Annotated in this window: 22 protein-coding genes, 3 tRNA genes, 3 rRNA genes and 1 pseudogene; 19 read left to right on the top strand and 10 right to left on the bottom strand. The window is 55.8% G+C overall.

Going from position 1 to position 26,000, the window contains the following annotated elements; translation table 11 throughout:
* Window positions 1–34 precede the first annotated feature (34 nt).
* Window positions 35–1,577, top strand: a 16S ribosomal RNA gene (locus tag ACL2XQ_RS04480).
* A 114-nt stretch (window positions 1,578–1,691) separates the two neighbouring features.
* Window positions 1,692–1,767, top strand: a tRNA-Glu gene (locus ACL2XQ_RS04485).
* A gap of 29 nt (window positions 1,768–1,796) precedes the next feature.
* Here ACL2XQ_RS04485 and ACL2XQ_RS04490 read toward each other — a convergent pair.
* Window positions 1,797–2,015: a hypothetical protein gene (locus ACL2XQ_RS04490; RefSeq protein WP_413740089.1), complete on the bottom strand. Its 219-nt coding sequence runs from the start codon at window positions 2,013–2,015 to the stop codon at window positions 1,797–1,799.
* 66 nt (window positions 2,016–2,081) lie between these two features.
* Here ACL2XQ_RS04490 and ACL2XQ_RS04495 point away from each other — a divergent pair.
* The 4 genes from ACL2XQ_RS04495 (at window position 2,082) to ACL2XQ_RS04510 (ending at window position 7,161) form a co-directional block, all read left to right on the top strand.
* Window positions 2,082–4,995 (top strand): 23S ribosomal RNA (locus ACL2XQ_RS04495).
* Window positions 4,996–5,121: 126 nt separating this feature from the next.
* Window positions 5,122–5,237 (top strand): 5S ribosomal RNA (gene rrf / locus ACL2XQ_RS04500).
* The 16S, 23S and 5S rRNA genes sit together here with 1 tRNA gene alongside, the layout of an rRNA operon.
* Window positions 5,238–5,833: 596 nt before the next feature.
* Window positions 5,834–5,910, top strand: a tRNA-Asp gene (locus ACL2XQ_RS04505).
* A 405-nt stretch (window positions 5,911–6,315) separates the two neighbouring features.
* Window positions 6,316–7,161: an endonuclease/exonuclease/phosphatase family protein gene (locus ACL2XQ_RS04510; RefSeq protein WP_410016300.1), complete on the top strand. Its 846-nt coding sequence runs from the start codon at window positions 6,316–6,318 to the stop codon at window positions 7,159–7,161.
* A 72-nt stretch (window positions 7,162–7,233) separates the two neighbouring features.
* On the opposite strand, the gene mltD is transcribed toward ACL2XQ_RS04510, so the two are convergent.
* Both mltD and gloB read right to left on the bottom strand, forming a co-directional pair.
* Window positions 7,234–8,637 (bottom strand): murein transglycosylase D, encoded by a 1,404-nt coding sequence (gene mltD / locus ACL2XQ_RS04515; RefSeq protein WP_410016299.1) that lies wholly within the window; start codon window positions 8,635–8,637, stop codon window positions 7,234–7,236.
* A 71-nt stretch (window positions 8,638–8,708) separates the two neighbouring features.
* Window positions 8,709–9,461, bottom strand: coding sequence for a hydroxyacylglutathione hydrolase (gene gloB, locus ACL2XQ_RS04520; protein WP_410016298.1), 753 nt, complete (start codon window positions 9,459–9,461; stop codon window positions 8,709–8,711).
* Between the two features lie 49 nt (window positions 9,462–9,510).
* Here gloB and ACL2XQ_RS04525 point away from each other — a divergent pair, with 49 nt between their 5' ends.
* Window positions 9,511–10,221: a class I SAM-dependent methyltransferase gene (locus tag ACL2XQ_RS04525; RefSeq protein WP_410016297.1), complete on the top strand. Its 711-nt coding sequence runs from the start codon at window positions 9,511–9,513 to the stop codon at window positions 10,219–10,221.
* A gap of 8 nt (window positions 10,222–10,229) precedes the next feature.
* Here ACL2XQ_RS04525 and rnhA read toward each other — a convergent pair.
* Window positions 10,230–10,798: pseudogene (gene rnhA / locus ACL2XQ_RS04530) on the bottom strand (ribonuclease HI).
* Here rnhA and dnaQ point away from each other — a divergent pair.
* Together dnaQ and ACL2XQ_RS04540 are read left to right on the top strand one after the other, a co-directional pair.
* Window positions 10,743–11,510: a DNA polymerase III subunit epsilon gene (gene dnaQ / locus ACL2XQ_RS04535; protein WP_410016296.1), complete on the top strand. Its 768-nt coding sequence runs from the start codon at window positions 10,743–10,745 to the stop codon at window positions 11,508–11,510. The pseudogene rnhA and the gene dnaQ overlap by 56 nt on opposite strands.
* Window positions 11,511–11,645: 135 nt before the next feature.
* Window positions 11,646–11,722: transfer RNA gene (locus ACL2XQ_RS04540), tRNA-Asp, on the top strand.
* A 155-nt stretch (window positions 11,723–11,877) separates the two neighbouring features.
* Here the strand turns inward: ACL2XQ_RS04540 and ACL2XQ_RS04545 are convergent.
* Entirely contained in the window at window positions 11,878–12,261 is a 384-nt protein-coding gene (locus ACL2XQ_RS04545) for a tautomerase family protein (protein ID WP_410016295.1), read from the bottom strand.
* 238 nt (window positions 12,262–12,499) lie between these two features.
* Between ACL2XQ_RS04545 and puuE the strand changes: the two genes are divergently transcribed.
* The gene (gene puuE / locus ACL2XQ_RS04550; protein WP_413722192.1) at window positions 12,500–13,486 is read left to right on the top strand and encodes an allantoinase PuuE; all 987 of its coding nucleotides are present in this window, start codon (window positions 12,500–12,502) and stop codon (window positions 13,484–13,486) included.
* Between the two features lie 47 nt (window positions 13,487–13,533).
* On the opposite strand, the gene hpxZ is transcribed toward puuE, so the two are convergent.
* Entirely contained in the window at window positions 13,534–13,917 is a 384-nt protein-coding gene (gene hpxZ / locus ACL2XQ_RS04555) for an oxalurate catabolism protein HpxZ (protein WP_410016293.1), read from the bottom strand.
* Window positions 13,918–14,511: 594 nt separating this feature from the next.
* On the opposite strand from hpxZ, the gene uraD reads away from it, so the two are divergent.
* Together uraD and uraH are read left to right on the top strand one after the other, a co-directional pair.
* The gene (gene uraD / locus ACL2XQ_RS04560) at window positions 14,512–15,012 is read left to right on the top strand and encodes a 2-oxo-4-hydroxy-4-carboxy-5-ureidoimidazoline decarboxylase (RefSeq protein WP_413740090.1); all 501 of its coding nucleotides are present in this window, start codon (window positions 14,512–14,514) and stop codon (window positions 15,010–15,012) included.
* Window positions 15,012–15,353: a hydroxyisourate hydrolase gene (gene uraH / locus ACL2XQ_RS04565; RefSeq protein ID WP_413722194.1), complete on the top strand. Its 342-nt coding sequence runs from the start codon at window positions 15,012–15,014 to the stop codon at window positions 15,351–15,353. Before uraD ends, uraH begins: the two co-directional genes overlap by 1 nt.
* On the opposite strand, the gene ACL2XQ_RS04570 is transcribed toward uraH, so the two are convergent.
* On the bottom strand, window positions 15,350–16,150 hold the full coding sequence (locus tag ACL2XQ_RS04570) for an amidohydrolase (protein ID WP_413730894.1): 801 nt from the start codon (window positions 16,148–16,150) through the stop codon (window positions 15,350–15,352). The genes uraH and ACL2XQ_RS04570 overlap by 4 nt on opposite strands.
* The gene (locus tag ACL2XQ_RS04575) at window positions 16,138–17,295 is read right to left on the bottom strand and encodes a pyridoxal phosphate-dependent aminotransferase (RefSeq protein WP_413727103.1); all 1,158 of its coding nucleotides are present in this window, start codon (window positions 17,293–17,295) and stop codon (window positions 16,138–16,140) included. The genes ACL2XQ_RS04570 and ACL2XQ_RS04575 overlap by 13 nt, the downstream gene beginning before the upstream one ends.
* Window positions 17,296–17,589: 294 nt before the next feature.
* Between ACL2XQ_RS04575 and ACL2XQ_RS04580 the strand changes: the two genes are divergently transcribed.
* From ACL2XQ_RS04580 to ACL2XQ_RS04590, 3 genes are all read left to right on the top strand, one after another.
* Window positions 17,590–18,174, top strand: coding sequence for a YceI family protein (locus tag ACL2XQ_RS04580; protein WP_413722196.1), 585 nt, complete (start codon window positions 17,590–17,592; stop codon window positions 18,172–18,174).
* Window positions 18,175–18,444: 270 nt separating this feature from the next.
* On the top strand, window positions 18,445–19,029 hold the full coding sequence (lpcA, locus tag ACL2XQ_RS04585) for a D-sedoheptulose 7-phosphate isomerase (RefSeq protein ID WP_413722197.1): 585 nt from the start codon (window positions 18,445–18,447) through the stop codon (window positions 19,027–19,029).
* A 37-nt stretch (window positions 19,030–19,066) separates the two neighbouring features.
* A complete protein-coding gene (locus tag ACL2XQ_RS04590; protein WP_410016286.1) occupies window positions 19,067–19,834 on the top strand; it encodes a class II glutamine amidotransferase in 768 nt (255 codons plus the stop codon).
* Here ACL2XQ_RS04590 and dpaA read toward each other — a convergent pair.
* Window positions 19,805–20,542 (bottom strand): peptidoglycan meso-diaminopimelic acid protein amidase, encoded by a 738-nt coding sequence (gene dpaA, locus ACL2XQ_RS04595; protein WP_410016285.1) that lies wholly within the window; start codon window positions 20,540–20,542, stop codon window positions 19,805–19,807. The two genes, ACL2XQ_RS04590 and dpaA, sit on opposite strands and share 30 nt — an antisense overlap.
* Before the next feature lie 185 nt (window positions 20,543–20,727).
* Between dpaA and dinB the strand changes: the two genes are divergently transcribed.
* Entirely contained in the window at window positions 20,728–21,813 is a 1,086-nt protein-coding gene (gene dinB / locus ACL2XQ_RS04600) for a DNA polymerase IV (RefSeq protein ID WP_413722198.1), read from the top strand.
* Window positions 21,814–21,832: 19 nt separating this feature from the next.
* On the opposite strand, the gene pepD is transcribed toward dinB, so the two are convergent.
* Entirely contained in the window at window positions 21,833–23,293 is a 1,461-nt protein-coding gene (gene pepD, locus ACL2XQ_RS04605; RefSeq protein WP_410016283.1) for a beta-Ala-His dipeptidase, read from the bottom strand.
* Between the two features lie 233 nt (window positions 23,294–23,526).
* Here pepD and gpt point away from each other — a divergent pair, with 233 nt between their 5' ends.
* The 3 genes from gpt to crl all read left to right on the top strand — a co-directional run bounded on the left by gpt (window position 23,527) and on the right by crl (window position 25,892).
* A complete protein-coding gene (gene gpt / locus ACL2XQ_RS04610; RefSeq protein WP_162367625.1) occupies window positions 23,527–23,985 on the top strand; it encodes a xanthine phosphoribosyltransferase in 459 nt (152 codons plus the stop codon).
* Between the two features lie 182 nt (window positions 23,986–24,167).
* The gene (gene frsA / locus ACL2XQ_RS04615) at window positions 24,168–25,415 is read left to right on the top strand and encodes an esterase FrsA (RefSeq protein ID WP_413722199.1); all 1,248 of its coding nucleotides are present in this window, start codon (window positions 24,168–24,170) and stop codon (window positions 25,413–25,415) included.
* 75 nt (window positions 25,416–25,490) lie between these two features.
* Window positions 25,491–25,892 carry a sigma factor-binding protein Crl gene (gene crl, locus ACL2XQ_RS04620; protein ID WP_410016281.1) on the top strand — a complete coding sequence of 134 codons (402 nt, stop codon included), beginning with the start codon at window positions 25,491–25,493 and terminating at the stop codon, window positions 25,890–25,892.
* The last annotated feature ends 108 nt before the right edge of the window (window positions 25,893–26,000 follow it).

Here is a 26,000-nt window from a genome sequence, read left to right on the forward strand (position 1 = left end):
TTAACAGTATGACAATCTTTGAGCATCAAGCTTTTAATTGAAGAGTTTGATCATGGCTCAGATTGAACGCTGGCGGCAGGCCTAACACATGCAAGTCGAGCGGCAGCGGGAAGTAGCTTGCTACTTTGCCGGCGAGCGGCGGACGGGTGAGTAATGTCTGGGGATCTGCCTGATGGTGGGGGATAACTACTGGAAACGGTAGCTAATACCGCATAACGTCGCAAGACCAAAGTGGGGGACCTTCGGGCCTCACGCCATCGGATGAACCCAGATGGGATTAGCTAGTAGGTGAGGTAATGGCTCACCTAGGCGACGATCCCTAGCTGGTCTGAGAGGATGACCAGCCACACTGGAACTGAGACACGGTCCAGACTCCTACGGGAGGCAGCAGTGGGGAATATTGCACAATGGGCGCAAGCCTGATGCAGCCATGCCGCGTGTGTGAAGAAGGCCTTCGGGTTGTAAAGCACTTTCAGCGGGGAGGAAGGCGATAAGGTTAATAACCTTGTTGATTGACGTTACCCGCAGAAGAAGCACCGGCTAACTCCGTGCCAGCAGCCGCGGTAATACGGAGGGTGCGAGCGTTAATCGGAATTACTGGGCGTAAAGCGTACGCAGGCGGTCTGTTAAGTCAGATGTGAAATCCCCGGGCTTAACCCGGGAACTGCATTTGAAACTGGCAGGCTAGAGTCTCGTAGAGGGGGGTAGAATTCCAGGTGTAGCGGTGAAATGCGTAGAGATCTGGAGGAATACCGGTGGCGAAGGCGGCCCCCTGGACGAAGACTGACGCTCAGGTACGAAAGCGTGGGGAGCAAACAGGATTAGATACCCTGGTAGTCCACGCTGTAAACGATGTCGATTTGAAGGTTGTGGCCTTGAGCCGTGGCTTTCGGAGCTAACGCGTTAAATCGACCGCCTGGGGAGTACGGCCGCAAGGTTAAAACTCAAATGAATTGACGGGGGCCCGCACAAGCGGTGGAGCATGTGGTTTAATTCGATGCAACGCGAAGAACCTTACCTACTCTTGACATCCAGAGAAGTTTGCAGAGATGCGAACGTGCCTTCGGGAACTCTGAGACAGGTGCTGCATGGCTGTCGTCAGCTCGTGTTGTGAAATGTTGGGTTAAGTCCCGCAACGAGCGCAACCCTTATCCTTTGTTGCCAGCACGTAATGGTGGGAACTCAAAGGAGACTGCCGGTGACAAACCGGAGGAAGGTGGGGATGACGTCAAGTCATCATGGCCCTTACGAGTAGGGCTACACACGTGCTACAATGGCGCATACAAAGAGAAGCGAACTCGCGAGAGTAAGCGGACCTCACAAAGTGCGTCGTAGTCCGGATTGGAGTCTGCAACTCGACTCCATGAAGTCGGAATCGCTAGTAATCGTGGATCAGAATGCCACGGTGAATACGTTCCCGGGCCTTGTACACACCGCCCGTCACACCATGGGAGTGGGTTGCAAAAGAAGTAGGTAGCTTAACCTTCGGGAGGGCGCTTACCACTTTGTGATTCATGACTGGGGTGAAGTCGTAACAAGGTAACCGTAGGGGAACCTGCGGTTGGATCACCTCCTTACCGAAATAGATACTAGATTGTGTAGTGTCCACACAGATTGTCTGATAACTGTAATGAGCAAACAGCTCGTATGGTTTTTTTTGCGAAGCAGCACTGCTTCGTGATCCTATCTTTGTCCCCTTCGTCTAGTGGCCTAGGACACTGCCCTTTCACGGCGGTAACAGGGGTTCGAACCCCCTAGGGGACGCCATATCCCGCTGTCTATTTCAGAGCACACTCTTATGAGTATGCTGCGAAATACATGCTCTTTAACAATCCGGAACAAGCTGAAAATTTGAAAAAAACATGCTGAGCAAAATCAGTATGCGATTCTCTCAAAGCAAGCAAACCTAATAAGGTCGCCGTGTCGATGGTGGCCTTGTTGAGGGATGAGCGAGAAAGTCCCGGCCAAGGCGCACGGCGCGCAGCCAGCGGAGTGGACTGTATGTCCATGAGCATGGCGAGCACCGCGCAACACCGGCAGGGGCCTTTCGCAGCCATTCCGAAGACACTTTAGGGTTGTGAGGTTAAGTGAATAAGCGTACACGGTGGATGCCTAGGCAGTCAGAGGCGATGAAGGACGTGCTAATCCGCGAAATGCGCCGGTGAGCTGATATGAAGCGCTATCAGCCGGCGATGTCCGAATGGGGAAACCCAGTGCAATTCGTTGCACTATCATTACGTGAATCCATAGCGTATTGAGGCGAACCGGGGGAACTGAAACATCTCAGTACCCCGAGGAAAAGAAATCAACCGAGATTCCCCTAGTAGCGGCGAGCGAACGGGGAACAGCCCAGAGTCACCATCAGCATTTGCATCAGGAGAACGGTCTGGAAAGTCCGGCAACACAGGGTGATAGCCCCGTATCCGAAGGTGCAAGTGCTGTGAGCTCGATGAGTAGGGCGGGACACGTGATATCCTGTCTGAAGATGGGGGGACCATCCTCCAAGGCTAAATACTCCTGACTGACCGATAGTGAACCAGTACCGTGAGGGAAAGGCGAAAAGAACCCCGGCGAGGGGAGTGAAATAGAACCTGAAACCGTGTACGTACAAGCAGTGGGAGCCTTGATTTATCAGGGTGACTGCGTACCTTTTGTATAATGGGTCAGCGACTTATATTCTGTAGCAAGGTTAACCGAATAGGGGAGCCGTAGGGAAACCGAGTCTTAACTGGGCGTTAAGTTGCAGGGTATAGACCCGAAACCCGGTGATCTAGCCATGGGCAGGTTGAAGGTTGGGTAACACTAACTGGAGGACCGAACCGACTAATGTTGAAAAATTAGCGGATGACTTGTGGCTGGGGGTGAAAGGCCAATCAAACCGGGAGATAGCTGGTTCTCCCCGAAAGCTATTTAGGTAGCGCCTCGTGAATTCATCTTCGGGGGTAGAGCACTGTTTCGGCTAGGGGTCCACCCCGGATTACCAACCCGATGCAAACTGCGAATACCGAAGAATGTTACCACGGGAGACACACGGCGGGTGCTAACGTCCGTCGTGAAGAGGGAAACAACCCAGACCGCCAGCTAAGGTCCCAAAGTCATGGTTAAGTGGGAAACGATGTGGGAAGGCACAGACAGCCAGGATGTTGGCTTAGAAGCAGCCATCATTTAAAGAAAGCGTAATAGCTCACTGGTCGAGTCGGCCTGCGCGGAAGATGTAACGGGGCTAAACCATGCACCGAAGCTGCGGCAGCGATACCTTCGGGTATTGTTGGGTAGGGGAGCGTTCTGTAAGCCTGCGAAGGTGGCCTGTGAGGGCTGCTGGAGGTATCAGAAGTGCGAATGCTGACATAAGTAACGATAAAGCGGGTGAAAAGCCCGCTCGCCGGAAGACCAAGGGTTCCTGTCCAACGTTAATCGGGGCAGGGTGAGTCGACCCCTAAGGCGAGGCCGAAAGGCGTAGTCGATGGGAAACAGGTTAATATTCCTGTACTGGGTGTGACTGCGAAGGGGGGACGGAGAAAGCTAGGTTCGCCGGGCGACGGTTGTCCCGGTTTAAGCGTGAAGGTGGAAAAGGCAGGTAAATCCGCTTTTTTATTCAACACTGAGGCGTGATAACGAGCCACTACGGTGGTGAAGGAATTGATGCTACGCTTCCAGGAAAAGCCTCTAAGCTCCAGGTCACATCGAATCGTACCCCAAACCGACACAGGTGGTCAGGTAGAGAATACCAAGGCGCTTGAGAGAACTCGGGTGAAGGAACTAGGCAAAATGGTGCCGTAACTTCGGGAGAAGGCACGCTGGCATTAGGTGGAGGGACTTGCTCCCCGAGCTGAAGCCAGTCGCAGATACCAGCTGGCTGCAACTGTTTATTAAAAACACAGCACTGTGCAAACACGAAAGTGGACGTATACGGTGTGACGCCTGCCCGGTGCCGGAAGGTTAATTGATGGGGTTATCCGCAAGGAGAAGCTCTTGATCGAAGCCCCGGTAAACGGCGGCCGTAACTATAACGGTCCTAAGGTAGCGAAATTCCTTGTCGGGTAAGTTCCGACCTGCACGAATGGCGTAATGATGGCCAGGCTGTCTCCACCCGAGACTCAGTGAAATTGAACTCGCTGTGAAGATGCAGTGTACCCGCGGCAAGACGGAAAGACCCCGTGAACCTTTACTATAGCTTGACACTGAACATTGAGCCTTGATGTGTAGGATAGGTGGGAGGCTTTGAAGTGTGGACGCCAGTCTGCATGGAGCCAACCTTGAAATACCACCCTTTAATGTTTGATGTTCTAACTCCGGCCCATAATCTGGGTCGAGGACAGTGTCTGGTGGGTAGTTTGACTGGGGCGGTCTCCTCCTAAAGAGTAACGGAGGAGCACGAAGGTTAGCTAATCACGGTCGGACATCGTGAGGTTAGTGCAAAGGCATAAGCTAGCTTGACTGCGAGAGTGACGGCTCGAGCAGGTGCGAAAGCAGGTCTTAGTGATCCGGTGGTTCTGAATGGAAGGGCCATCGCTCAACGGATAAAAGGTACTCCGGGGATAACAGGCTGATACCGCCCAAGAGTTCATATCGACGGCGGTGTTTGGCACCTCGATGTCGGCTCATCACATCCTGGGGCTGAAGTAGGTCCCAAGGGTATGGCTGTTCGCCATTTAAAGTGGTACGCGAGCTGGGTTTAGAACGTCGTGAGACAGTTCGGTCCCTATCTGCCGTGGGCGTTGGAAGATTGAGAGGGGCTGCTCCTAGTACGAGAGGACCGGAGTGGACGCACCACTGGTGTTCGGGTTGTCATGCCAATGGCATTGCCCGGTAGCTACGTGCGGAAGAGATAACCGCTGAAAGCATCTAAGCGGGAAACTTGCCTCGAGATGAGTCTTCCCTGTGGCTTTAAGTCACCTGAAGGGACGTTAAAGACGATGACGTTGATAGGTCGGGTGTGTAAGCGCAGCGATGCGTTGAGCTAACCGATACTAATGACCCGTGAGGCTTAACCTTACAACACCTAAAGTGTTTGACGCGAAGAGAGCGTCGCCCCCAGGGGCGGCGAGAGAATTTTCAGCGAAGTTCCGGATAAAGGCCGATGGTCATCAGTAGCAGGATGACGGTTGGTAAACGAATTTGCCTGGCGGCACTAGCGCGGTGGTCCCACCTGACCCCATGCCGAACTCAGCAGTGAAACGCCGTAGCGCCGATGGTAGTGTGGGGTCTCCCCATGCGAGAGTAGGGAACTGCCAGGCATCCATTAAGACCAATACCTTGAGCGAAGCGAAAGGCGTTGTGAAGTAACCCTGGCAGTTCGCTACTCGAGTAAGAGAGTAGGACAACAGGCGGAGCCTGTTGAACGCCGCTTGCGGCGGCCCGAAGGGGGCCTGACGCAGTCAGGCATCAACTGCCAGGCATCCATTAAGACCAATACCTTGAGCGAAGCGAGAGGCGTTGTGAAGTAACCCTGGCAGTTCGCTACTCGAGTCAGAGAGCAGGACAACAGGCGGAGCCTGTTGAACGCCGCTTGCGGCGGCCCGAAGGGGGCCTGACGCAGTCAGGCATCAACTGCCAGGCATCCATTAAGACCAATACCTTGAGCGAAGCGAGAGGCGTTGTGAAGTAACCCTGGCAGTTCGCTACTCGAGTCAGAGAGCAGGACAACAGGCGGAGCCTGTTGAACGCCGCTTGCGGCGGCCCGAAGGGGGCCTGACGCAGTCAGGCATCAACTGCCAGGCATCCATTAAGACCAATACCTTGAGCGAAGCGAAAGGCGTTGGTCAAGCACCGCAAACGGTTTTAACAGGCGTTGACCCCGCAAATGTTATGTTTGGGTGTAGTACCGAATCGTGGTGCGGTAGTTCAGTCGGTTAGAATACCGGCCTGTCACGCCGGGGGTCGCGGGTTCGAGTCCCGTCCGCACCGCCACCCTAAATAAGGCCCTGAACATATGTTCAGGGTTTTTTTTATGCCTGATGTTACCCCTGCTATCTCACGACAAATATTTTCCCTTCCTCACGCACCATCCCCGCTGGGCAAACTCCAGGGTAAAATCATTATTTATCATAGATCTTTGACTAATTAATGCGGCCCATTAATAACAGGCAAATCGTTAGGCGGCGGGGCAAACAGGCGCATGGCCCCGGTTAAAACAAATTTTATGGTACAATGAGTGAAACCGATGCCGTATTGTGCTTCGGCGTTGAATTTAAAAATTAAACATTCTATAAAAGATCATGATCGTAACAATGTCTGTGGATAAAAAATAGCTGTCCAAATGAATCCATTAATCATGACACAGACGCAAAAGAAACAGTTAAATAGGCGGTAACCGTGGCAAAAAAAACATATTCAGTCAGGTATGTTGCGGGACAGCCGGTTGAGCGTATTTTCCCCCCACTTGCCTTCAGTCGCCTTGGTCAAGCGTTGCCTCCCGGCGAGCCGTTGCCGGGATCCAAGCTATTGCGGGTAATGGTCTGGAACATCTACAAACAGCAGCGTGCTGATTGGCTCTCCGTGCTGCAAGGGTTCGGCAAGGATGCCCAACTGGTATTATTGCAGGAGGCACAAACCACGCCGGAGCTGGTGAGGTTTGCTACATCAAATTATCTGGCGACCGACCAGGTGCCGGCACTGATATTTCCGCAGCATCCGTCGGGTGTCATGACATTGTCCGCGGCACATCCGGTTTATTGTTGCCCGCTGCGCGAGCGGGAACCGCTGCTGCGTTTGGCGAAATCCGCCCTGGTCACCGTTTATCCCCTGTATGACGGGCAACTGATGATGGTGGTCAATATCCATGCGGTTAACTTCAGCCTGGGCGTGGACGTCTACAGCAAGCAGCTGGGGCCGATTGGCGAGCAAATCCTGAATCATCAGGGACCGGTGATCATGGCGGGTGATTTTAATGCCTGGAGCCGGCAGCGGATTACAGCTTTATATCGTTTTGCCGATCGGATGACGTTGCGCGAAGTGAAGTTTATCGACGATCAGCGCCGCCGCGCTTTTGGCCGTCCGCTGGATTTTGTGTTTTACCGGGGGCTGAAAGTCACCGAGGCATCGGTACTGGTCACGCAGGCCTCGGATCATAATCCGCTGCTGGTTGAGTTTGAACCCCATAAGCGCACCGATAAATCGGTGCCGGAAACCAAAATCGTCGGAATACCGAATGCCGGTTAGGTGAGCGGGGCATGATCCAGGCATAAAAAAAACAAGCACCGCGGTGCTTGTTTTTTTATGTGCCGTAACCCGTCAGGAGTCGGTGGCTTTGCCGTTGACAAACAACGTCAGCTTCAGGCCTGGCTGCAAGGTGCCGGCATTATCCAGCGCGCCGTTCCAGCGCTTGACGTCCTGTATATCGACACCGTGCCGTTTGGCAATGCTGGACAAGGAATCACCCTTACGTACCCGGTAGGTGATGCTGCCGCCGTTATTGGCCACCGGCAGCGCCTGTCCGGCTTTGCCGCCGAGGCTATTGTCCGCCACCTGCAATGTTTGCCCGACTTTCAGGCTGCTGCTGGTACGCAGGTTGTTCCATTTCAACAAGTCGCTCGCCTTCACATTCAGACGTTTGGCAATGCCCGACAAGGTATCTCCGGAACGTACCTGGTATTTCGCGCCGCTGACTGCCGTATCCGCCAACTGGGTGGATTGCTGCACCGCTGCGATGTCGCCTACCGCCAGCGAATCCCTCAGCTGTGTGGCGTGGGCTTTGGGCAACATAATGTAATGCGGGCCGTTTGGCGCGGTTACATTACGCTTGTAGCCGGTATTGAAGCTTTTCAGCTTCGTTAACGACAAACCCGACATTTCCGCCGCCTGGCTCAAACCTATTTGCTGACCCACTTCCACGCGCGCTAAAGCGCGGTCGTCATTGCTTTTCGGCAGGGCGACGCCGTATTGTTTGCTATTCTTAATAATATTACTAAGCGCAAGCATTTTCGGCACATAGATAGTGGTCTCGCGCGGCAATGACAGTGCCCAAAAATCGGTGGGTTTCCCCTTCGCTTTATTGGATTTCATCGCCTGAATGACCCGTCCTTCACCGCTGTTATAAGCAGCAATCGTCAACAACCAATCGCCGTCGAACATGCGATTGAGACGTTGCATCATATCGAGTGCAGCGGTGGTGGACGCGACGACATCGCGACGACCGTCATACCATTGGTTTTGCTTTAGGCCATAATTCCTGCCAGTTGTGGGCACAATCTGCCAAAGGCCAGCCGCGTTTGAGGCGGATGTTGCCTTAGGGTCAAAAGCGCTCTCCACTATGGGTAGCAGTACCAGTTCCATCGGCATTTTTCGTTGCTTAATCTGCTCGACAATCCAGTACATGTACGGCTCTGCCCGTAATGTTACATCGTGGAGATAGCTCTTATTACTTAAATAACGCTTTTTTTGCTCGCGGATCCGGGCGTTTTCCGGTATCTGCATCTTCAGCTCGTCGCTAATGAAGTTCCACAAATCAGGCTGCGCGAGGCTTGAATCTCCAAGCCATCGCGCCGAGATCGCTCGGCCGTCTGTGTACTTTCCTGCTTCACCTTGACCTGCCGAAGAAACACTCTGTGCATGCTGTTCGGGAGGTGAGTCGGCCGACCTGGACGACTGACAACCCACGAGCAAGACCGAGGCGATTAAGATCGCATGAGTCTTCATTCTGTATGTCAATAGTTGCTTAAAAGACAAGCAATAATACTTTGAACATTCCGACATTACAACCTAAACCTTCAGAAATGATCCTTCTTCTCCCGTAATAAGGCAAAAATACGCCATTCCTCGTGCAGTGCATGATGTGGGTCTAACTTTCTTTGTAAATCAATGTCATGGCAACGTAAGAATAGGTTAATTTTACCCTCTAAATGTAGTTTTGAGGGCAGGCTGGCTTGGTTTTTTGCCCGTAACTGCTTAATTTCACGCTCATAAGCGGCGATCGTTGTATCTTCGGGTAATATCGACCGCGCAAAGGCCAGATTGGCTAAAGTATACTCATGCGCGGCGCAGAGCAATGTCTCGGGTGGTAGTTGTTTAACTTTTTGAAAAGACTCATACATTTGCTTTGGCGTGCCTTCGAATAAACGCCCGCAGCCGGCGGAAAATACCGTGTCGCCACAAAATAAATAGGGCGCGCTATAAAATCCGATATGTCCTAATGTGTGGCCGGGCAAGGCCAGCACGGAAAAGGACATATTAAGCGCTTCCACCCGATCGTTTTCCCCGACAATATGGTCGGCGCCCTTGGCGGCGGTCTCCTGCGGTCCATAGACCGGGACATCGAAATGCCGGCGCAGCTCCGGCACGCCGCCCACATGATCCTGGTGGTGATGGGTTAAAAAGATAGCTTTCAGCGTCAGGCGCCTGGCGGTCAGTTCAGCGATGACCTGCGCCGACTCGCCGGGGTCGACGATAATGCATTCCTGGGCGTCGTTATGCAAAAGCCAAATGTAATTATCCGCAAACGCGGGAATACTGATAAGATTCATTGATCACCTCTGTTCATTTTTTCTTATGGCACTTAGAAGATAGTCAAACATGAAACCAGCGCAAATTACGCAGCCTATCATCGCGCCAACCTCATGGGATGACCTCCCATACGGAGCTAACTACCGTCGGGCGCTGGAGACCAGCCTGTTGCCCTGGTGGCCCAAATTATTCGGTTTTCATCTCATTAAAATAGGCGCGCTCAGCGGGGACATCGATACCAGTGAATGCGCTATTTCACATCAGGTCAATGTCGGCATCAAAGGTGATAACCTGGACGTCATCGCCGATCCCTTTCAATTGCCGTTCGCCAACAAATCCACCGACGCCTGCCTGCTGGCCCACACGCTGTCCTACACCTCGGATCCGCACCGTCTGCTGCGGGAAATCGACCGGGTGTTGATTGATGACGGCTGGCTGATTATTACCACGTTCAACCCGGTGAGTCTGCTGGGCATCGGCAAACTCTGCCCAATCGTGCAGCGCCGGCAGCCCTATCGCAGCCGGATGTATACCCAGATGCGGTTACTGGACTGGCTTAGCGTGCTGAATTTTGAAGTGATGCACCGTTCGCGTTTCCAGGTGCTGCCGTGGCGTCGCCGGGGCGGGCGTCTGTTGAGCGAGCATCTGCCCGCTATTGGATGCCTGAGCATGATTGTCGCGCGCAAACGTACCTTCCCGCTCACGCTCAATCCCCTGAAAAGCAAAACCCTCAAGGCGTCGCTCCGGCGCACGGTAGGCGCCGCCAGCCGGAGCAACTGATGCGCCCGCTATTTTTCCGGCTGGTAACCGATATCGTCGAACGCCGGATTGCACGCCGCGCTGCGGGCAAGCTCGTCGCAGCGTTCGTTTTCCGGATGGCCGGCATGGCCCTTTACCCAATCCCAGCGCAGGACATGGGTTTGGATAGCTAAATCCAGCCGCTGCCACAGATCAACATTTTTGACCGGTTTCTTTTCGGCAGTTTTCCAGCCGCGCTTTTTCCAGTTATGAATCCATTGGGTAATGCCCTGGCGTACATACTGGCTATCGGTGCTGATAACCACTTCGCAGGGGTCTTTAAGCGCCTCCAGCGCGACAATGGCCGCCATGAGTTCCATGCGGTTGTTGGTGGTAAGCCGGTAACCGGCGCTGAATATTTTTTCATGCTGCTTATAGCGCAGTATGGCACCGTATCCGCCCGGGCCGGGATTGCCCAGACAAGATCCATCGGTGAAAATTTCTACCTGTTTCTGCATCTCTGGTAGACTACCTTCATGTTAAAAAAACCAAGTCTGACATAAATGAACGCAACGGGCACTGGAATTACGCGCCAGATTGTTCTGGATACTGAAACCACCGGTATGAACAAACTGGGGGTTCATTACGAAGGTCATAAGATCATCGAGATCGGCGCGGTCGAGGTCATCAACCGTCGGCTTACCGGCAGGCACTTCCATGTTTACCTGAAGCCGGATCGGCTGGTCGACCCGGAAGCCTATAATATCCATGGCATCAGCGATGAATTCCTGGCGGATAAACCCACGTTTGAGCAGGTGGCGGACGAATTTATCGAGTTTATCCGCGGCGGCGAGCTGGTCATCCATAACGCGCCCTTCGATATCGGCTTTATGGATTACGAGTTCGGCAAGCTTAACCGCGGCATTGGCAAAACCGATACCTTCTGTAAAGTCACCGATAGCCTGTTCCTGGCGCGTAAACTCTTCCCGGGCAAACGCAACAGCCTGGATGCGCTTTGCGATCGTTATTTGATCGATAATACCAAGCGTACCCTGCACGGCGCCTTGCTTGACGCCGAAATCCTGGCGGAAGTGTACCTGGCCATGACCGGTGGGCAGACGTCGATGCGTTTTTCCATGGAAGGGGAGAGCGGGCGACGCAACGCTGACGGCGGCGAGAATATTCAGCGGGTGGTGCGCGCGCAGTCGCAGCTAAAGGTTATTTATGCCAGCGAGGAAGAAATGGCAGCCCATGAATCACGGCTCGACCTGGTGAAGAAAAAGGGCGGCAGCTGTTTGTGGCGACCGGAAAGCGAAGAGCAAACACACTGATATCCCCTATTCCGGCTGAATAAACAACGTTATGTCCAAATAATCGCCAAACAACATATTGCCGGGTGAAAAGCATTGACGGCGACCGGCGCTGACCGTACTATTCGCCTCGCTTTCCCGACAAAGCACATGTGCGGTGTGGTAGTTCAGTCGGTTAGAATACCGGCCTGTCACGCCGGGGGTCGCGGGTTCGAGTCCCGTCCACACCGCCAACTAATTCCCAATGGGCTGCTGCGTTTACGCTGCGGCCCATGTTGTTTTTTAACACCCTTGGCGAGCGCGCGGCGTGTTTCTGGTTAACCTCTTTTGCGATAGCGCGGCGTGTTTCAGGCGCCGCGCGATGTCACGATAATAGTCCAGGCGCCCGTCAGCCTGCGTATTGGGCAATGCCGTTGCCAAACGACCAATTCTCTTTCTTTACTTCGATAAGATTAATAAACACATCCTCGGGCGATACGCCCAGCGCCTCGCGCAGTCCACCGGCAATGGTTTTGTAGAGCGATTTTTTCTGCTCGATGCTGCGGCCCTCATTCAGGGTAATCTGGATGATGACCAGCTTATCCGTACGGTTAATGCCGAGGTAACCGGCATCATAAATAAAATGATCGCCGTCGTGCTCGCCGAGAATCTGGAAATTATCATGTTCGGGCACATTGATGGCGCTTTTCATCGCCTGATAAACGACTTTACCCACCCGGCCAATATAGGTCGGGTCGGGATTTTTCTTGATATCGATACGAACCAGCGGCATAACGTTCACTCCACGGCAAAATTGAAGAATATCCGGCCATCCGACTATCCATGGCCGCGAATGCAGCAATAGTAGGGTATGACCCCACGCCATGCAAGAGCACGTTCCCCGGAGGGTATACCGGCAGTGCCGTAGCGGATGGCGGGTGGGCAGGCGGCGGTATTTCTGCGGGTGAGAGAACTATCAGCGCCTTTTTGCAGACTAAACTTAGACACCGGATCTTTAAAAGGAACTGATCATGAGTGAAGCGACCGACAAAAAAAGTTTTTCGTTTAATAAAAACTATCCGCGCGACCTGATCGGTTATGCCGGCAAGCCACCTCACGCCGCCTGGCCGGAACAGGCCCGCATAGCAGTGCAGTTCGTGCTGAATTACGAAGAAGGTTCCGAAAACAGCGTATTGCACGGCGATACGGGATCCGAGCAGTTTCTGTCGGATATTATCGGCGCGGCAAGCTACCCCGAGCGCCATATGTCCATGGAATCTTTATATGAGTACGGATCCCGTGCCGGTTTCTGGCGCATCCAGCAGGAGTTTGAACGGCGCGGGTTGCCGCTGACCGTGTTCGGCGTAGCTATGGCGTTGGCGCGTAATCCCGCGGTGGTCGAGGCCATCAAAGGCGCGGGTTACGATGTGGTCAGCCATGGCTGGCGCTGGCTGCATTATCAGGGGATGGACGCCAAAACCGAGCGCCAGCATATGCAGCAGGCGATAGACACGTTAACCGAACTGTTCGGCAAGACGCCGCTGGGCTGGTATACCGGCCGTGATAGTCCCAATACCCGCAGGCTGGTGGTGGAACATGGCGGCATTCTCTACGACAGCGATTATTATGGCGACGACTTGCCCTTTTGGACTCAGGTGGCCTGTACGGACGGCTCGGTAAAACCGCATCTGATCATCCCTTATACCCTCGAGGCGAACGATATGCGGTTTAACACGCCGCAGGGATTTAACAGCGGCGAGCAATTTTTCACTTATCTTAAAGACAGCTTTGACGTGTTGTACGCGGAAGGGGAAACGTCGCCGAAAATGATGTCGGTGGGGATGCATTGCCGGATACTCGGGCGGCCAGGACGTTTCCGCGCCCTGCAGCGTTTCCTGGATTATGTGCAGCAGCATGAGCGGGTCTGGATTTGCCGCCGGCAGGACATCGCCGATCACTGGATAACCCATCATCCTTTCGCGGCCGGGCATACCACGCCGGAAGATAAACCGGCCTGAAATCCCTCCCGCGCGCTCTCGGCCGGCCAAGCGCGGGGAGGGCCGTTTCAGCTCATCTGGCTGATATGCGCGGCGACAATGCGCCAGCCGCAGGCCAGTTTGACCCAGGTCTGGGTTTGACGACCGATCTTATCGTTGCCAGAGCGGGTAAATTCGGTGCAGGCCACCGCCAAATCATCGCCAAAGGTGGTGATGGCCGTATTTTGCAACACCCGATCCAGGCCCGCCGGCGACCGCGCCGCCCGGAAAGCCTGGATGGCCTCGATACCGTACAGGTTTTCACCGGCGCCGTACCTGACGGTGCGGGGATCGTGCCAGAACAGCTCGTCGAGCGTGGCGACATCATTCGTGATCAGCGCTTGTTCATATTGGTAAAAGGCGGCGTTAACTTCCGCCAGGATGGCCGGACGATCGATATATTCACTTTTCATGCTGCGTTTACTCTTGCTATGGTCACGTTGACAATGCCGCGCTGCTCCGGTGCCCAGGGGTAGCGGCTAGAGTAACATTGCCGGGGTCCGCCGGTATCATTATCTTTACTCAATGCTGGATTAAGCAAGAGACGTTCCAATATAACCGCGGGGCACGGCCCGGGCGGGCGCAGACGCACGCCAATGGTGCGCCGGTGAATGAGGTTTTTTGGTGCGCGGGTGAGTGATGTTGCGCTGTAATGGTGCGTTGCCTGCCGGAGAGTATGCCGTTGCGTCGCCGCCCCATAGATATTGCGCGCATCTTGCCCGGCGCATTATGCAGGCTATGGCGCGCAAATGCCGGCAATCCACCGTGGCCGCACCATGGCACGGCAGTTGCACAGGGCAGTTGCATAAGGCAGTTGCAGTAGTTATCGCCATCCAGGCAAGCGTTACGGTTCAGGCGCATTCTTTATGCCGCTCATCCGCCCCGGCGCGGTGCGCCGGCCTGCGAAGCGGCGGGCTGTGCCGGACGGCGATCATCTCTTTATTGTTCCGCGTCGATACAGGGTCGCGGCCCAGCGTGGGACTGACAACCGGCAGAGGAGACGGCCTATGACGCTCGATGAATTTAATCAGGCCCCGCAGTCGGCGGTGGCGGAGCTCCTGCTCGCCTGCGCGGCTATCCCCGCCTGGGCCGGGAAAATCGTGGCGGCCAGGCCGTTTACCTGCGTGGATCAGCTGCTGGCGTTTGCCGGTGAGCTGGCGCTGGCCTGGCGCGCGGAACAGGTGGACCTTGCCCTGGCGCATCATCCCCGCATCGGTGAACGCCCCGGCGGCGATAGTGCCGGCGCCGGACATTCCCTGCGCGAGCAGGCGGGGGTCGATCCTGCCGACGCGCGTCTGGCCGCCGATTTGCGGGAGGGCAACCGGCGCTACGAACAACGCTTCGGGCAGGTGTTCCTGATCCGCGCCGCCGGGCGCAGCGGTCATGAAATCCTGGCGAACCTGCGCCGCCGCCTGGATAATAGCCCCGAAGAGGAAACGCGCGAAACCGCGCTGCAGTTAAGGGAAATCGCCCTGCTACGTTTGCGCAAGGAGCTGGAGGAATGTTGATGACCGGTTGCAAGATTACCACCCATATCCTGGATACCTCACGGGGCACGCCGGCGGTACAGGTGAAGGTGAAACTGGAAAGGGAAAAGTATTTCACATGGGAGGCGATCGCGCGGGGATTAACCGACAGCGACGGCCGGCTCACCACGCTAACGCCCGACGGCATACCGCCGGGACATTACCGGCTTAGCGCGGCATTCGGCGCCTGGTTTGCCCAACAGGGCATCAGCGCCTTATACGGCTCGGCAATAATCGATTTTTTTGTGCGCGAAGAGCAGGACCATCTGCATTTACCCCTGCTGATCAATCCCTACGGCTGGTCCACCTACCAGGGCAGTTAAGCCAGGCCGGCGGCACCGGGCGCGGGCGCATCAAGCGTAAAGCTATCGGCGTCGAGCCAGGCGGGAAACGCCGCGCGATACTCGCGCAGGCTGGCGAGGGACAGAGTGGCATCCAGGCGCTCGGCCCGCCCCGGCCCGCCCTGGGCCAGCACGTTACCCGCCGGGTCAATAATCATGCTGTCGCCGCTGTACTGATGACCGTTGCCGTCGGTGCCGACGCGGTTGCAGCCCGCGACATAGGCCTGGTTCTCGATGGCGCGGGCCGCCAGCAGGGTTTGCCAGTGAGACGCGCGCGGCGCCGGCCAGTTGGCGACATACAGCGCCAGATCGTAATCCTGGCGGTTGCGCGACCATGCCGGAAAGCGCAGGTCATAACAAACCTGCGGCAGGATGCGCCAGCCGCGCCAGTCCACCACCACCCGCTTTTGTCCGGCCTGGTAGTGATGATGCTCATCCGCCATGCGAAACAGATGGCGTTTATCATAAAGATGAACCCGACCCTGCGGTGCCACCAGCAAAAAGCGGTTCACCGCGCCCTCCGGCGTGCCGATGGCCGCGCTGCCGCCGATCATGGCGCCGGTGGCGTCGGCCCATTGTTGCAGCCACGCCACCACCCGGCCCTGCGGCAGCGCGCGGCCGGCCGCTTCCATGGCGAAGCCGGTGGTGAACATTTCCGGCAGGATAATCAGATCGCGTCCCTGGGCGTCGGCCAGCAGGCCGTCGAAATGAGCCAGGTTAGCCTCGCCGTCCATCCAGGCCAGAGGCTGTTGCAACAGGCTGATATTCAAAGTTGACATAAACGCTCCGCGGCGGCATCAAGGGTGGCATCCTGTTTGGCAAAACACAGCCGGATCAGTTTGTGGGCAAAGGGATCGGCGCAGAACACCGACAAGGGAATGGCGGCAACGCCGACGTTCACGGTGAGCCACCGGCAGAACGCCACATCATCCATATCCGAGACCGCGCTATAGTCGGCCAGCAGGAAATAGGTGCCCTCGCAGGGCAACAACTCCAGCCGGCTCGGCGCCAGCGCCTGCACCAGGTGATCGCGCCGGTCGCGGTAAAACGCGGGCAACTGTCGCCAATGTTGCGGCTCGTCGCGCAGCATATCGGCCAGCGCCAGCTGCGCCGGGGTATTGACGGCAAAGGTCAGGTACTGATGAATCTTACGTACTTCGGCGCTGAGCGCCGCCGGAGCCACGCAATAACCTACCTTCCAGCCGGTCATATGGTAGGTTTTACCGAATGACGAGACGGCAATGGCGCGCTGGCGCAGCTCGGGGTGCGTCAGCACGCTGGCATGGCCGCCGGCGGCAAAACAGATATGTTCATACACCTCGTCGCTGAGCACATAGATTTCCCGCCCGGCGATGGCCTGCCAAAGCGCAGCGAAATCGTCGTCCCGCCATACAGTGGCGGAGGGATTATGCGGCGTGTTCAGGATCACCAGGCGGGTGCGATCGTTAAGCTGCGCGCCAAACGCCGCCCAGTCGACGCGAAACGACGGCGGCGTCAGCGCAATGTGCCGGGTCACGCCGCCGGCCAGGGTGACCGCCGGGGCGTAGCTGTCATAGCTGGGATCAAAGCAGATCACTTCATCACCGGCGCGCACCAGGGCGCTGATGGCGGCGAACAGGGCTTCCGTGGCCCCGGCAGTGACCGTAACCTCCTGATCCTGGTCTGGCCGCCAGCCGTACAGTTGTTCGGTTTTATCGGCAATCGCCGCACGCAGCGCAGGTACGCCGGTCATCGGCGCATATTGATTAGACCCTTGGGCCACATGGTACGCCAGCCGCGCCTTAAGATGTTCCGGGCCGTCAAAATCCGGGAACCCCTGCGAGAGGTTGATGGCCTGGTGCTGCTGCGCCAGCGCGCTCATCTGGGTGAAAATAGTGGTGCCCAAGGCGGGGAGTTTGCTTTGCGGAACGTAGATGCTGCTCATGGCTAATTACCACTCTTAAAAGCCGGTTTTTACCTCAATATAACACGCTCAGCATAATTAACAATCGGGACGTTTAGATGGTTAAACGGCTAAATCCGCCGTTGGGCGAGTTTTATATCGCAGCACCTAAACGGCGCAAAAGCGATAACATACTCTCACTCTTCTGTTTTTGGCCCGATGACATTTCAGTCGGTCAAAACGACTGAATTAATAGGACAAATTTTTTCGGCAGCATGCGGTGCTTAAAAAGGCCACTATAATTGCTTCTTTGAACCGCAACGGAATGAGAGACAGATGATTAACGCAAAAAGAATCGCAGCACCCCTGGTTATCGGCTTTGGGCTGCTTTCCGGTTTTGCCCAGGCGGCGACCCAGACCTATGCCATGGATCCCGCGCACACCTCAGTGGTGTTCTCCTGGAACCATTTTGGCTTTTCCAATCCGACCGCTGATTTTTCAAACGTTACCGGTAATATTCATCTGGATGATGCCGACATCGCCCGTTCGACGGTGGATGTATCTATTCCGGTTGCCACGGTGGATACCCACGTCAAGGCGCTGACGGACGATTTCAAGGGTAAGGACTATTTCGATCTGGCCGCTTACCCCCTGGCCACGTTCCGCAGCACAAAAATCGTCAGCGAGGGCGCCAATAAATATAAAGTTTACGGTGAACTGAAAATTAAAAATATCACCAAACCGGTGATCCTGGACGCGGTGCTGAACAAAAAAGGCGAGCATCCGATGGCGAAAAAACAGGCGGTCGGGTTTAATGCCACCACCACCATCAAGCGCTCTGATTTTGCCATGGACAAATATGTGCCTATGGTCAGCGACGCCGTGGCTATCAGCATTTCCACCGAGGCCCTGGTGAAGTAACGGTCATGGCGTGAATGCAACCCCACCGGCCGGCGCCAGGCCCGCCGGTGCAAGCGCCGCCGTTGGGCGCAGCGCCGGCGGGCATAGTCTTCGCCGTCGTTGCTTCGCCGTTGCTTTTTGCGGCATCACCATTCCATCCTGGCTCTAAACTGCAAATTCCATGTGGTAACGCAAGGGCACGGGATTAACTTCGCTTCTCGTGGTTTAGCCGATCCGGTAAACTGATGGCTGGGATAACGATTAAATTAGCCAGCCTATACCGAGGGAACCATGTATCAGGACTTGATTCGTAGTGAACTTAACGAAGCGGCGGCAACGCTTGCCAAATTTCTCAGCGACGATCGCCATCTGCAGTCGATAGAAGACGCCGCCATTATGATTGCCGATTCTTTTAAAGCCGGCGGCAAGGTGCTCTCCTGCGGCAACGGCGGTTCCCATTGCGACGCCATGCATTTCGCCGAGGAACTGACCGGCCGTTATCGCGATAACCGCCCGGCGTATCCGGCCATCGCCATTTCCGATCCCAGCCACCTGTCCTGCGTCAGCAATGATTTTGGCTACGACTTTGTCTTTTCACGTTACGTGGAAGCGCTGGGTAATAAAGGCGATGTCCTGCTGGGCATCTCCACGTCCGGCAATTCGGCCAATATCATCCGCGCCGTGGCGGCGGCCCGCGCCAAAGGCATGAAAGTCATCGTGCTCACCGGCAAGGACGGCGGCAAGATGGCCGGCACCGCCGACGTGGAAATCCGTGTGCCGCATTTCGGTTATGCCGATCGTATTCAGGAAATCCATATCAAGGCGATCCATATCCTGATCCAACTGATTGAAAAAGAGATGGCGGCGGGCGCGTAATTACGGCGTTCAGACGCCCTGGCATAGGAGACGGGTCATGTGCGAACTGCTCGGGATGAGTGCCAATGTACCGACGGACATTTGCTTCAGCTTTACCGGGTTAGTACAACGCGGCGGCCGTACGGGGCCGCACAAGGATGGCTGGGGTATCACCTTTTACGAGGGCATGGGCTGCCGGACCTTCAAGGATCCGTTGCCGAGTTTCAATTCGCCTATCGCCCGGCTGGTGCAGGATTATCCGATTAAATCCTGCGCGGTGGTGTCGCATATCCGCCAGGCCAACCGCGGCAAGGTGTCGTTGGAAAATACCCATCCGTTTACCCGCGAGCTGTGGGGACGCAACTGGACCTTCGCCCATAACGGCCAGCTGCGGGGGTTTCGCCAGTTGGATACCGGCTGTTATCGCCCGGTGGGGAAAACCGACAGCGAATATGCCTTTTGCTGGCTGCTGGCCAGGCTGGCGGCGCGCTATCCGCGCACCCCGGCTAACTGGCCGGCGGTATTTCGCTATATTGCGGTGCTTGCCGGCGAGCTGCGGCAAAAGGGCATCTTCAATATGTTGCTGTCGGACGGCCGTTTTGTGATGGGGTATTGTTCCACGAATCTGTATTGGATCACCCGGCGGGCGCCGTTTGGCAAGGCGACATTGCTTGACCAGGATGTGGAGATCGATTTCCAGCAGCAGACCACGCCAAACGACGTGGTCACCGTTATCGCCACGCAGCCGCTGACGGGGAATGAAACCTGGCACAAGATTGCGCCAGGGGAGAGCGTATTATTTCGTTTCGGAGAGCGCGAACTGTGAAATCACCGGGGTGCCGCTGTTTAACTGCAGCGGCGCGTTGATGGTGTATTGACCGTTGACGACCGCCACCGCCGGCGGCTGGTGGTAGCGGGCAAAATAGGCATAACCCGGTTCAAGAGAACGCCAGAAAGGATAATACGTCGAAAAACGGTGGCGCTGCAGGTTTGCCTCGGTCATCCGGAACGGGAAAATATGGATATTGACCTGGGCCTGTCCGTTTTGCAACGCGGCTTCCACATAATGATAAATTTCGGCGATATATCCATCGGTCATGGCATAACAGCCAATAGAGCGGCAGTCGCCATGGATCATCAGCATCGCGCCGGAATAGCCTTGCGATTGATCGTAGGCGTTGGGAAAACCGATATTTATCGCCCGATAATAATGACTGTTCGGATTTAGGTTACGGTTGGTAATTGAATAAAACCCTTCCGGGCTTTTAAAATCCCCTTCCCGGCGTTTCGGACCCAGGCCGCCGGAGAAATTACAAATGCGGTAGCTGCCCAGCATGCGGTATTCATTACCCATTTTGGCATACAGTTCAAGCGTTCGTTCTTCTTTGAAGATCTGAATAAAAACCGGTGAGCCTAATAGTTGTGCTTTTAATTCTTTCGATACCTGCGTCTGCGCCTGCTCACTGGCATAACTGACGGACGTCATGGCCGGTATACAAAACAATATCGCAAACAACAGTGCGATTTTGCCCATTATCATTCCTGCGTAGTCAAAATAATAAAGATGCCGGGCAACGGGGCGTTGTCGGCGGACCCTTTAAAAAACGGCAAGTAAAACAACTAAAACAGCGACAAGATATCACTGCCTGTATATTTATCAAGATACGTTTTGTATAAATTCGTCGCCTTACTGTATACTTGTACAGTTAAGGGGGATAAATGCGTAAAATCATACATGTCGATATGGATTGCTTCTTCGCGGCGGTGGAAATGCGCGACGATCCGACTTTACGCGATATCCCCATCGCCATCGGCGGCCGGGCGGACCGGCGCGGGGTCATCAGCACCGCTAATTATCCGGCCCGGGTATTCGGCGTGCATAGCGCCATGTCGACCGCCATGGCGCTGAAACTCTGCCCGCATTTAAAACTGCTGCCCGGGCGCATGGCGGCCTACAAAGAAGCCTCGGAACATATCCGGCATATATTCAGCCAGTATACGCCGCTGATTGAACCGCTGTCGCTGGACGAAGCTTTCCTGGATGTGACGGACAGCCATCATCACAGCGGGTCGGCTACGCTGATGGCCCAGGCCATCCGCCGCCAGATTGCCGACGAGCTGAACCTTACCGCCTCGGCGGGCGTGGCGCCGGTAAAATTCTTAGCCAAGATTGCTTCGGACCTGAATAAGCCCAACGGACAGTATGTGATTACTCCCGGGGACGTGCCGGCTTTTCTGGCGCAGTTGCCGTTAGGCAAAATACCCGGCGTGGGTAAAGTCACCGCCAAAAAACTCGCCGACATGGGCTTAACGACCTGCCTGGATGTACAACGCTGTGACCTGGCGACGCTGCTGCGGCAGTTTGGTAAATTCGGCCGGGTGATCTGGGAGCGTTCACAGGGTATCGACGAACGGGAGGTCTCGTCCGATCGCCTGCGCAAATCCGTCGGCGTCGAGCGCACGCTGGCGGAAGATATCGTCGCCTGGGTGGAGTGCGAGGCCATTATCGAACAGCTTTATCCGGAACTGGAGCGACGCCTTGGCCGGGTCAGGCCGGATCTGCATATCGCCCGGCAGGGCATTAAGCTGAAGTTCGCCGATTTCCAGCAGACCACCCAGGAGCATGTCTGGCCGAAGTTGAACAAAGAGGATTTGCTGCATATTGCGCGGCAGGCCTGGGAGCAGCGGCGCGGCGATCGCGGCGTGCGGCTGGTGGGGCTGCATGTGACGTTATTGGATCCGCAAATCGAGCGTCAGCTCATGCTTAATTGGGAAGACGATTTGCGCCACCGGCCTCTTCCCTGAGGCGCGGGGGCGTTACGCTTTAGTGCTTTTCAGGAATGGCTTTCAGCAGCGCGGTAAGCAATATCCAGTATTGGCCGACGCTTTTAATATGCACCTGTTCATCCGGGGAGTGCGGTCCTGTAATGGTCGGCCCGATGGACACCATATCCATGCGCGGATAGGGTTTTTTAAACAGACCGCATTCAAGACCGGCGTGGATCACCTGGATATTGGGGGTTTTGTTAAACAGCTTCTGGTAGGTCTCGCGCACCAGATGCATCACCGGCGAATTGGCGTCCGGTTTCCAGCCCGGGTAGCTGCCCTTGGCGGCTGTTTCGGCGCCGGCCAACTGGCCCAGGGCGGTGAGCGTGCCCACCACCTCTTCCTTGCCGCTGTCGATAAGCGAGCGGATCAGGCAGCGAATCATCGCTTGATCCGTCGCCATCGAGACCACGCCGACGTTCAGCGAGGTTTCCACCACGCCTTTGACGTCGTCGCTCATGCGGATCACGCCGTTGGGCGTGGCGTTAAGCAGGGCGATAAACCGATCGCCGCAGGCTTTGGTCAGCGCCTGCGCGTCCGACGTCGCCGGCTCAATCTCAATCGCCAGTTTCTTTTCAACCGCCGCCAGTTCGGCCTTGATGACCGCAAGGTATTCCTGCGCCAGGGCGTTCAGGCTCTCGGCGTTTTCCTGCGGCAGGGCGAGGGTGGCAAAGGCCTCGCGCGGAATGGCGTTACGCAGCGTGCCGCCGTTAAGATCCAGCAGGCGGATATCCAGCTTTTGCGCGTGCCGGGACAGGAAACGGGCCAGCAGTTTATTGGCGTTGCCCAGTCCCAGGTGGATATCGCCGCCGGAATGGCCGCCTTTCAGTCCTTTAACGGTCAGCTTGAGGATCTGGTAGCCGGCCGGCACCGCCTCGCGCTCAAGGGGCAGGACGGTTTTAAAATCAACCCCGCCGGCGCAGCCCATATAGATTTCGCCTTCTTCCTCGGAATCGGTATTGATCAGGATCTCGGCCTGCAGCCAGCCCGGCTGTAAACCAAAGGCGCCCGCCATGCCGGTTTCCTCGGTCATGGTCAGCAACACTTCCAGCGGGCCGTGCTGCACACTGTCGTCGGCCAGCACCGCCAGCGCGGAGGCCATGCCGATACCGTTATCGGCGCCGAGCGTGGTGCCGCGCGCCTTGACCCAGTCGCCGTCGACATAAGGCTGGATGGGATCGGTGGTAAAATCATGGATGGTATCGCTGTTTTTCTGCGGCACCATATCCAGATGCGCCTGCAGCACCACCGGCTGGCGTTTCTCATACCCCGGCGTGGCGGGCTTGCGCAGCAGGACATTGCCGACCGCGTCGCGCTCCCCATGCAAGCCTTTTTCCTGCGCCCAGCGCAGGATATGGGTAGCCAGCGCTTCTTCATGATAAGAGGGATGGGGAATCGAGCAGATCTTGGCGAATATCTGCCATAACGGCTGAGGTGAAAGTTGAGTCAGTTCAGACACGATAAAAACTCCTGTTACAACGTAAGACCCGGTCTGGTCATTAATAAACAGCCCGCAGACGGTCGGATGGTTACCAAAGAGAAATAAAGAATACCACTTTACTTTGCCCGGGTGGGAAACCGCGGTTAAAAAGGGAGGTAGCGCTGGTATTTCGGCGGTGGCGTCTTTATAATCTCGCGCAACCTTTTTTCCCTGTACTTTTAAGCCGACCCAATCCGGCTGGGACAGCATTTATGAGCGAAAAATACGTCGTAACCTGGGACATGTTGCAAATTCAGGCGCGGAAACTGGCCCAACGGCTACTCCCCGCAGAACAGTGGAAGGGCATTATCGCGGTCAGCCGCGGCGGCCTGGTCCCGGGATCGCTGCTGGCGCGCGAGCTGAATATCCGCCACGTGGACACCGTTTGCATCTCCAGCTATGACCATAACAACCAGCGCGAACTCAAGGTGCTTAAACGCGCCGAGGGCGACGGCGAAGGCTTTATCGTCATTGACGACCTGGTGGATACCGGCGGCACCGCCAAAGCCATCCGCGATATGTACCCCAAAGCCCATTTCGTGACGATTTTCGCTAAGCCCGCCGGCCGGCCGCTGGTGGATGACTATATGGTCGATATTCCTCAGGACACCTGGATCGAACAGCCATGGGATATGGGCGTGGTGTTTATTCCCCCGTTAGTCGGTAAATAAACAGCGGGGAAATAGTCCGTCGCACCCTCGCCCCGGGTTGGCTTCACGGCCGTTAATCCGGGGATGATTCCCGACCGCACGCCCGGCACCATGCCGGGCGTTGGTTTATTTGTCGCGCAATGAGCAATCTTGCTAATATAACCCCTCATTCATAGATTTTGGCTGATGGAGGCAATAGCTCAATGAGCGGCACCAATCTGAGCGAAGTACTGTTTAAACCCACGTTCAAGCAACAGGAAACCTCGACACTGGTCACCCGGCCGCGCCATATCGGCAGGCAAGCCGCCATCCTCGCCGCCCTCGAGGGCACCAACCCCGGTAATTGGTATCGCATGATCAACCGCCTGCTGTGGATTTGGCGCGGTATCGATCCCTGGGAGATTGAAGAGGTGCTGGCCCGTATCGCCGCCAGCAAAAGCGAAAGGACCGACGATCGCCTGCTGGATACCGTGATCGGCTACCGGCCCGGCAACTGGATTTATGAGTGGTCCCATCAGGGCATGGCGTGGCAACAGCGCGGCATGGATGAGCCGGATGCCGCGCTTGCCGGGCGGCATTGGCTGCAGGCGGCCAATTTCTACAGCGTGGCCGCGTATCCCCATTTGTGCGGCGACCTGTTGGCGGAACAGGCGCAAACCCTGGCCAACCGCGCCTGGGAGGAAGCCGCCTCCCGGCTCAGCTATGAGCTGAAAGCGCTGACCTTCCCCGTTGCCGGCGGCGGCAGCGTGACGGGATTTTTGCATTTGCCGGCGCAGGGAAAAGGCCCGTTTCCCACCGTACTGGTGTGCGGTGGCCTGGATATGCTGCAAAACGACACCTACCGCCTGTTCCATGACTATTTTGCCCCGGCGGGCCTGGCAATGTTGACCATTGATATGCCGTCCATCGGTTTTTCGTCGAAATGGACCCTGAACCAGGATTCCAGCTTTCTCCACCAGCAGGTGTTAAAAGGCCTGGCGGATATTCCGTGGGTCGACCCCAGGCGCGTCATGGCTTTCGGGTTTCGTTTCGGCGCCAATATCGCCGTCCGGCTGGCGTATCTGGAGTCCCGGCGCCTGCGCGGCGTCGCCTGCCTCGGACCGGTGGTGCACGCGCTGCTTACCGATCCGGCGCGCCAGGATCAGGCGCCGGATATGTATATGGACGTGCTGGCCAGCCGCATGGGCATGGCCAACGCCTCGGATGCGGCGCTGAAAATCGAGCTGAGCCGTTATTCGCTCAAGATCCAGGGACTGCTGGGCAGGCGCTGCCCAACGCCGATGCTGTCCGGCTTTTGGGATAACGATCCCTTTAGCCCGAAGGAAGAGGCCGCGCTTATCGCGTCGTCATCGTTGTCCGGCACCTTATTTCGCATAAAATCGGCGCCGGTGTATCAGAATTTTCATCGGGCGCTGCTCGAAATCCGCGACTGGCTGGCAAAATGTGACTAAGTAAGTTTGCTTAATCCTATAGATTTGCTACATAAAGAAGTCAGTATTCATTTTGAGGCATTTGAGGTTATCAGCATGGCGTTAGTAAGTGGACATCCGAAAAGCAGGTTGATGAAAGGATTTACCGCGCTCGGCCCCTATATCCGCGAAGGGCAGTGCAGCGACAATCATTTTTTCTTTGATTGCCTGGCGGTATGCATCAATATGCAGCCCTCGCCGGAAAAACGTGAATTCTGGGGATGGTGGATCGATCTGGAAGCTGAAGAGAACCGTTATACCTATGCCTATCATCTGGGCATGTTCGATAAAGCGGGTCGCTGGAATGAGGAAAAAATCAGCGATCCGGCGGTAATCGATAAGCTGGAAAGTTCGCTGCGCGCTTTTCATACCCGCCTGCGCGCTTATATCCTGTCGCTTGAGATGACGCTGGAACCGGCGGATAACTTCAAAGAAGAGCCCTTTGTCCTGAAAGACTAACGCCATCACGCACCTGCTTTTTATCTTATTTCGCGTTATGCTGGCGGGCATAACGCTTTTTCTTTTTATAAAGACCAGGCACGCCTTTTTAACTTTATTACGGTAGAT

The sequence above is a fragment of the Sodalis sp. RH14 genome, assembly GCF_047324285.1.
Classification (GTDB): Bacteria; Pseudomonadota; Gammaproteobacteria; order Enterobacterales; family Enterobacteriaceae; genus Acerihabitans.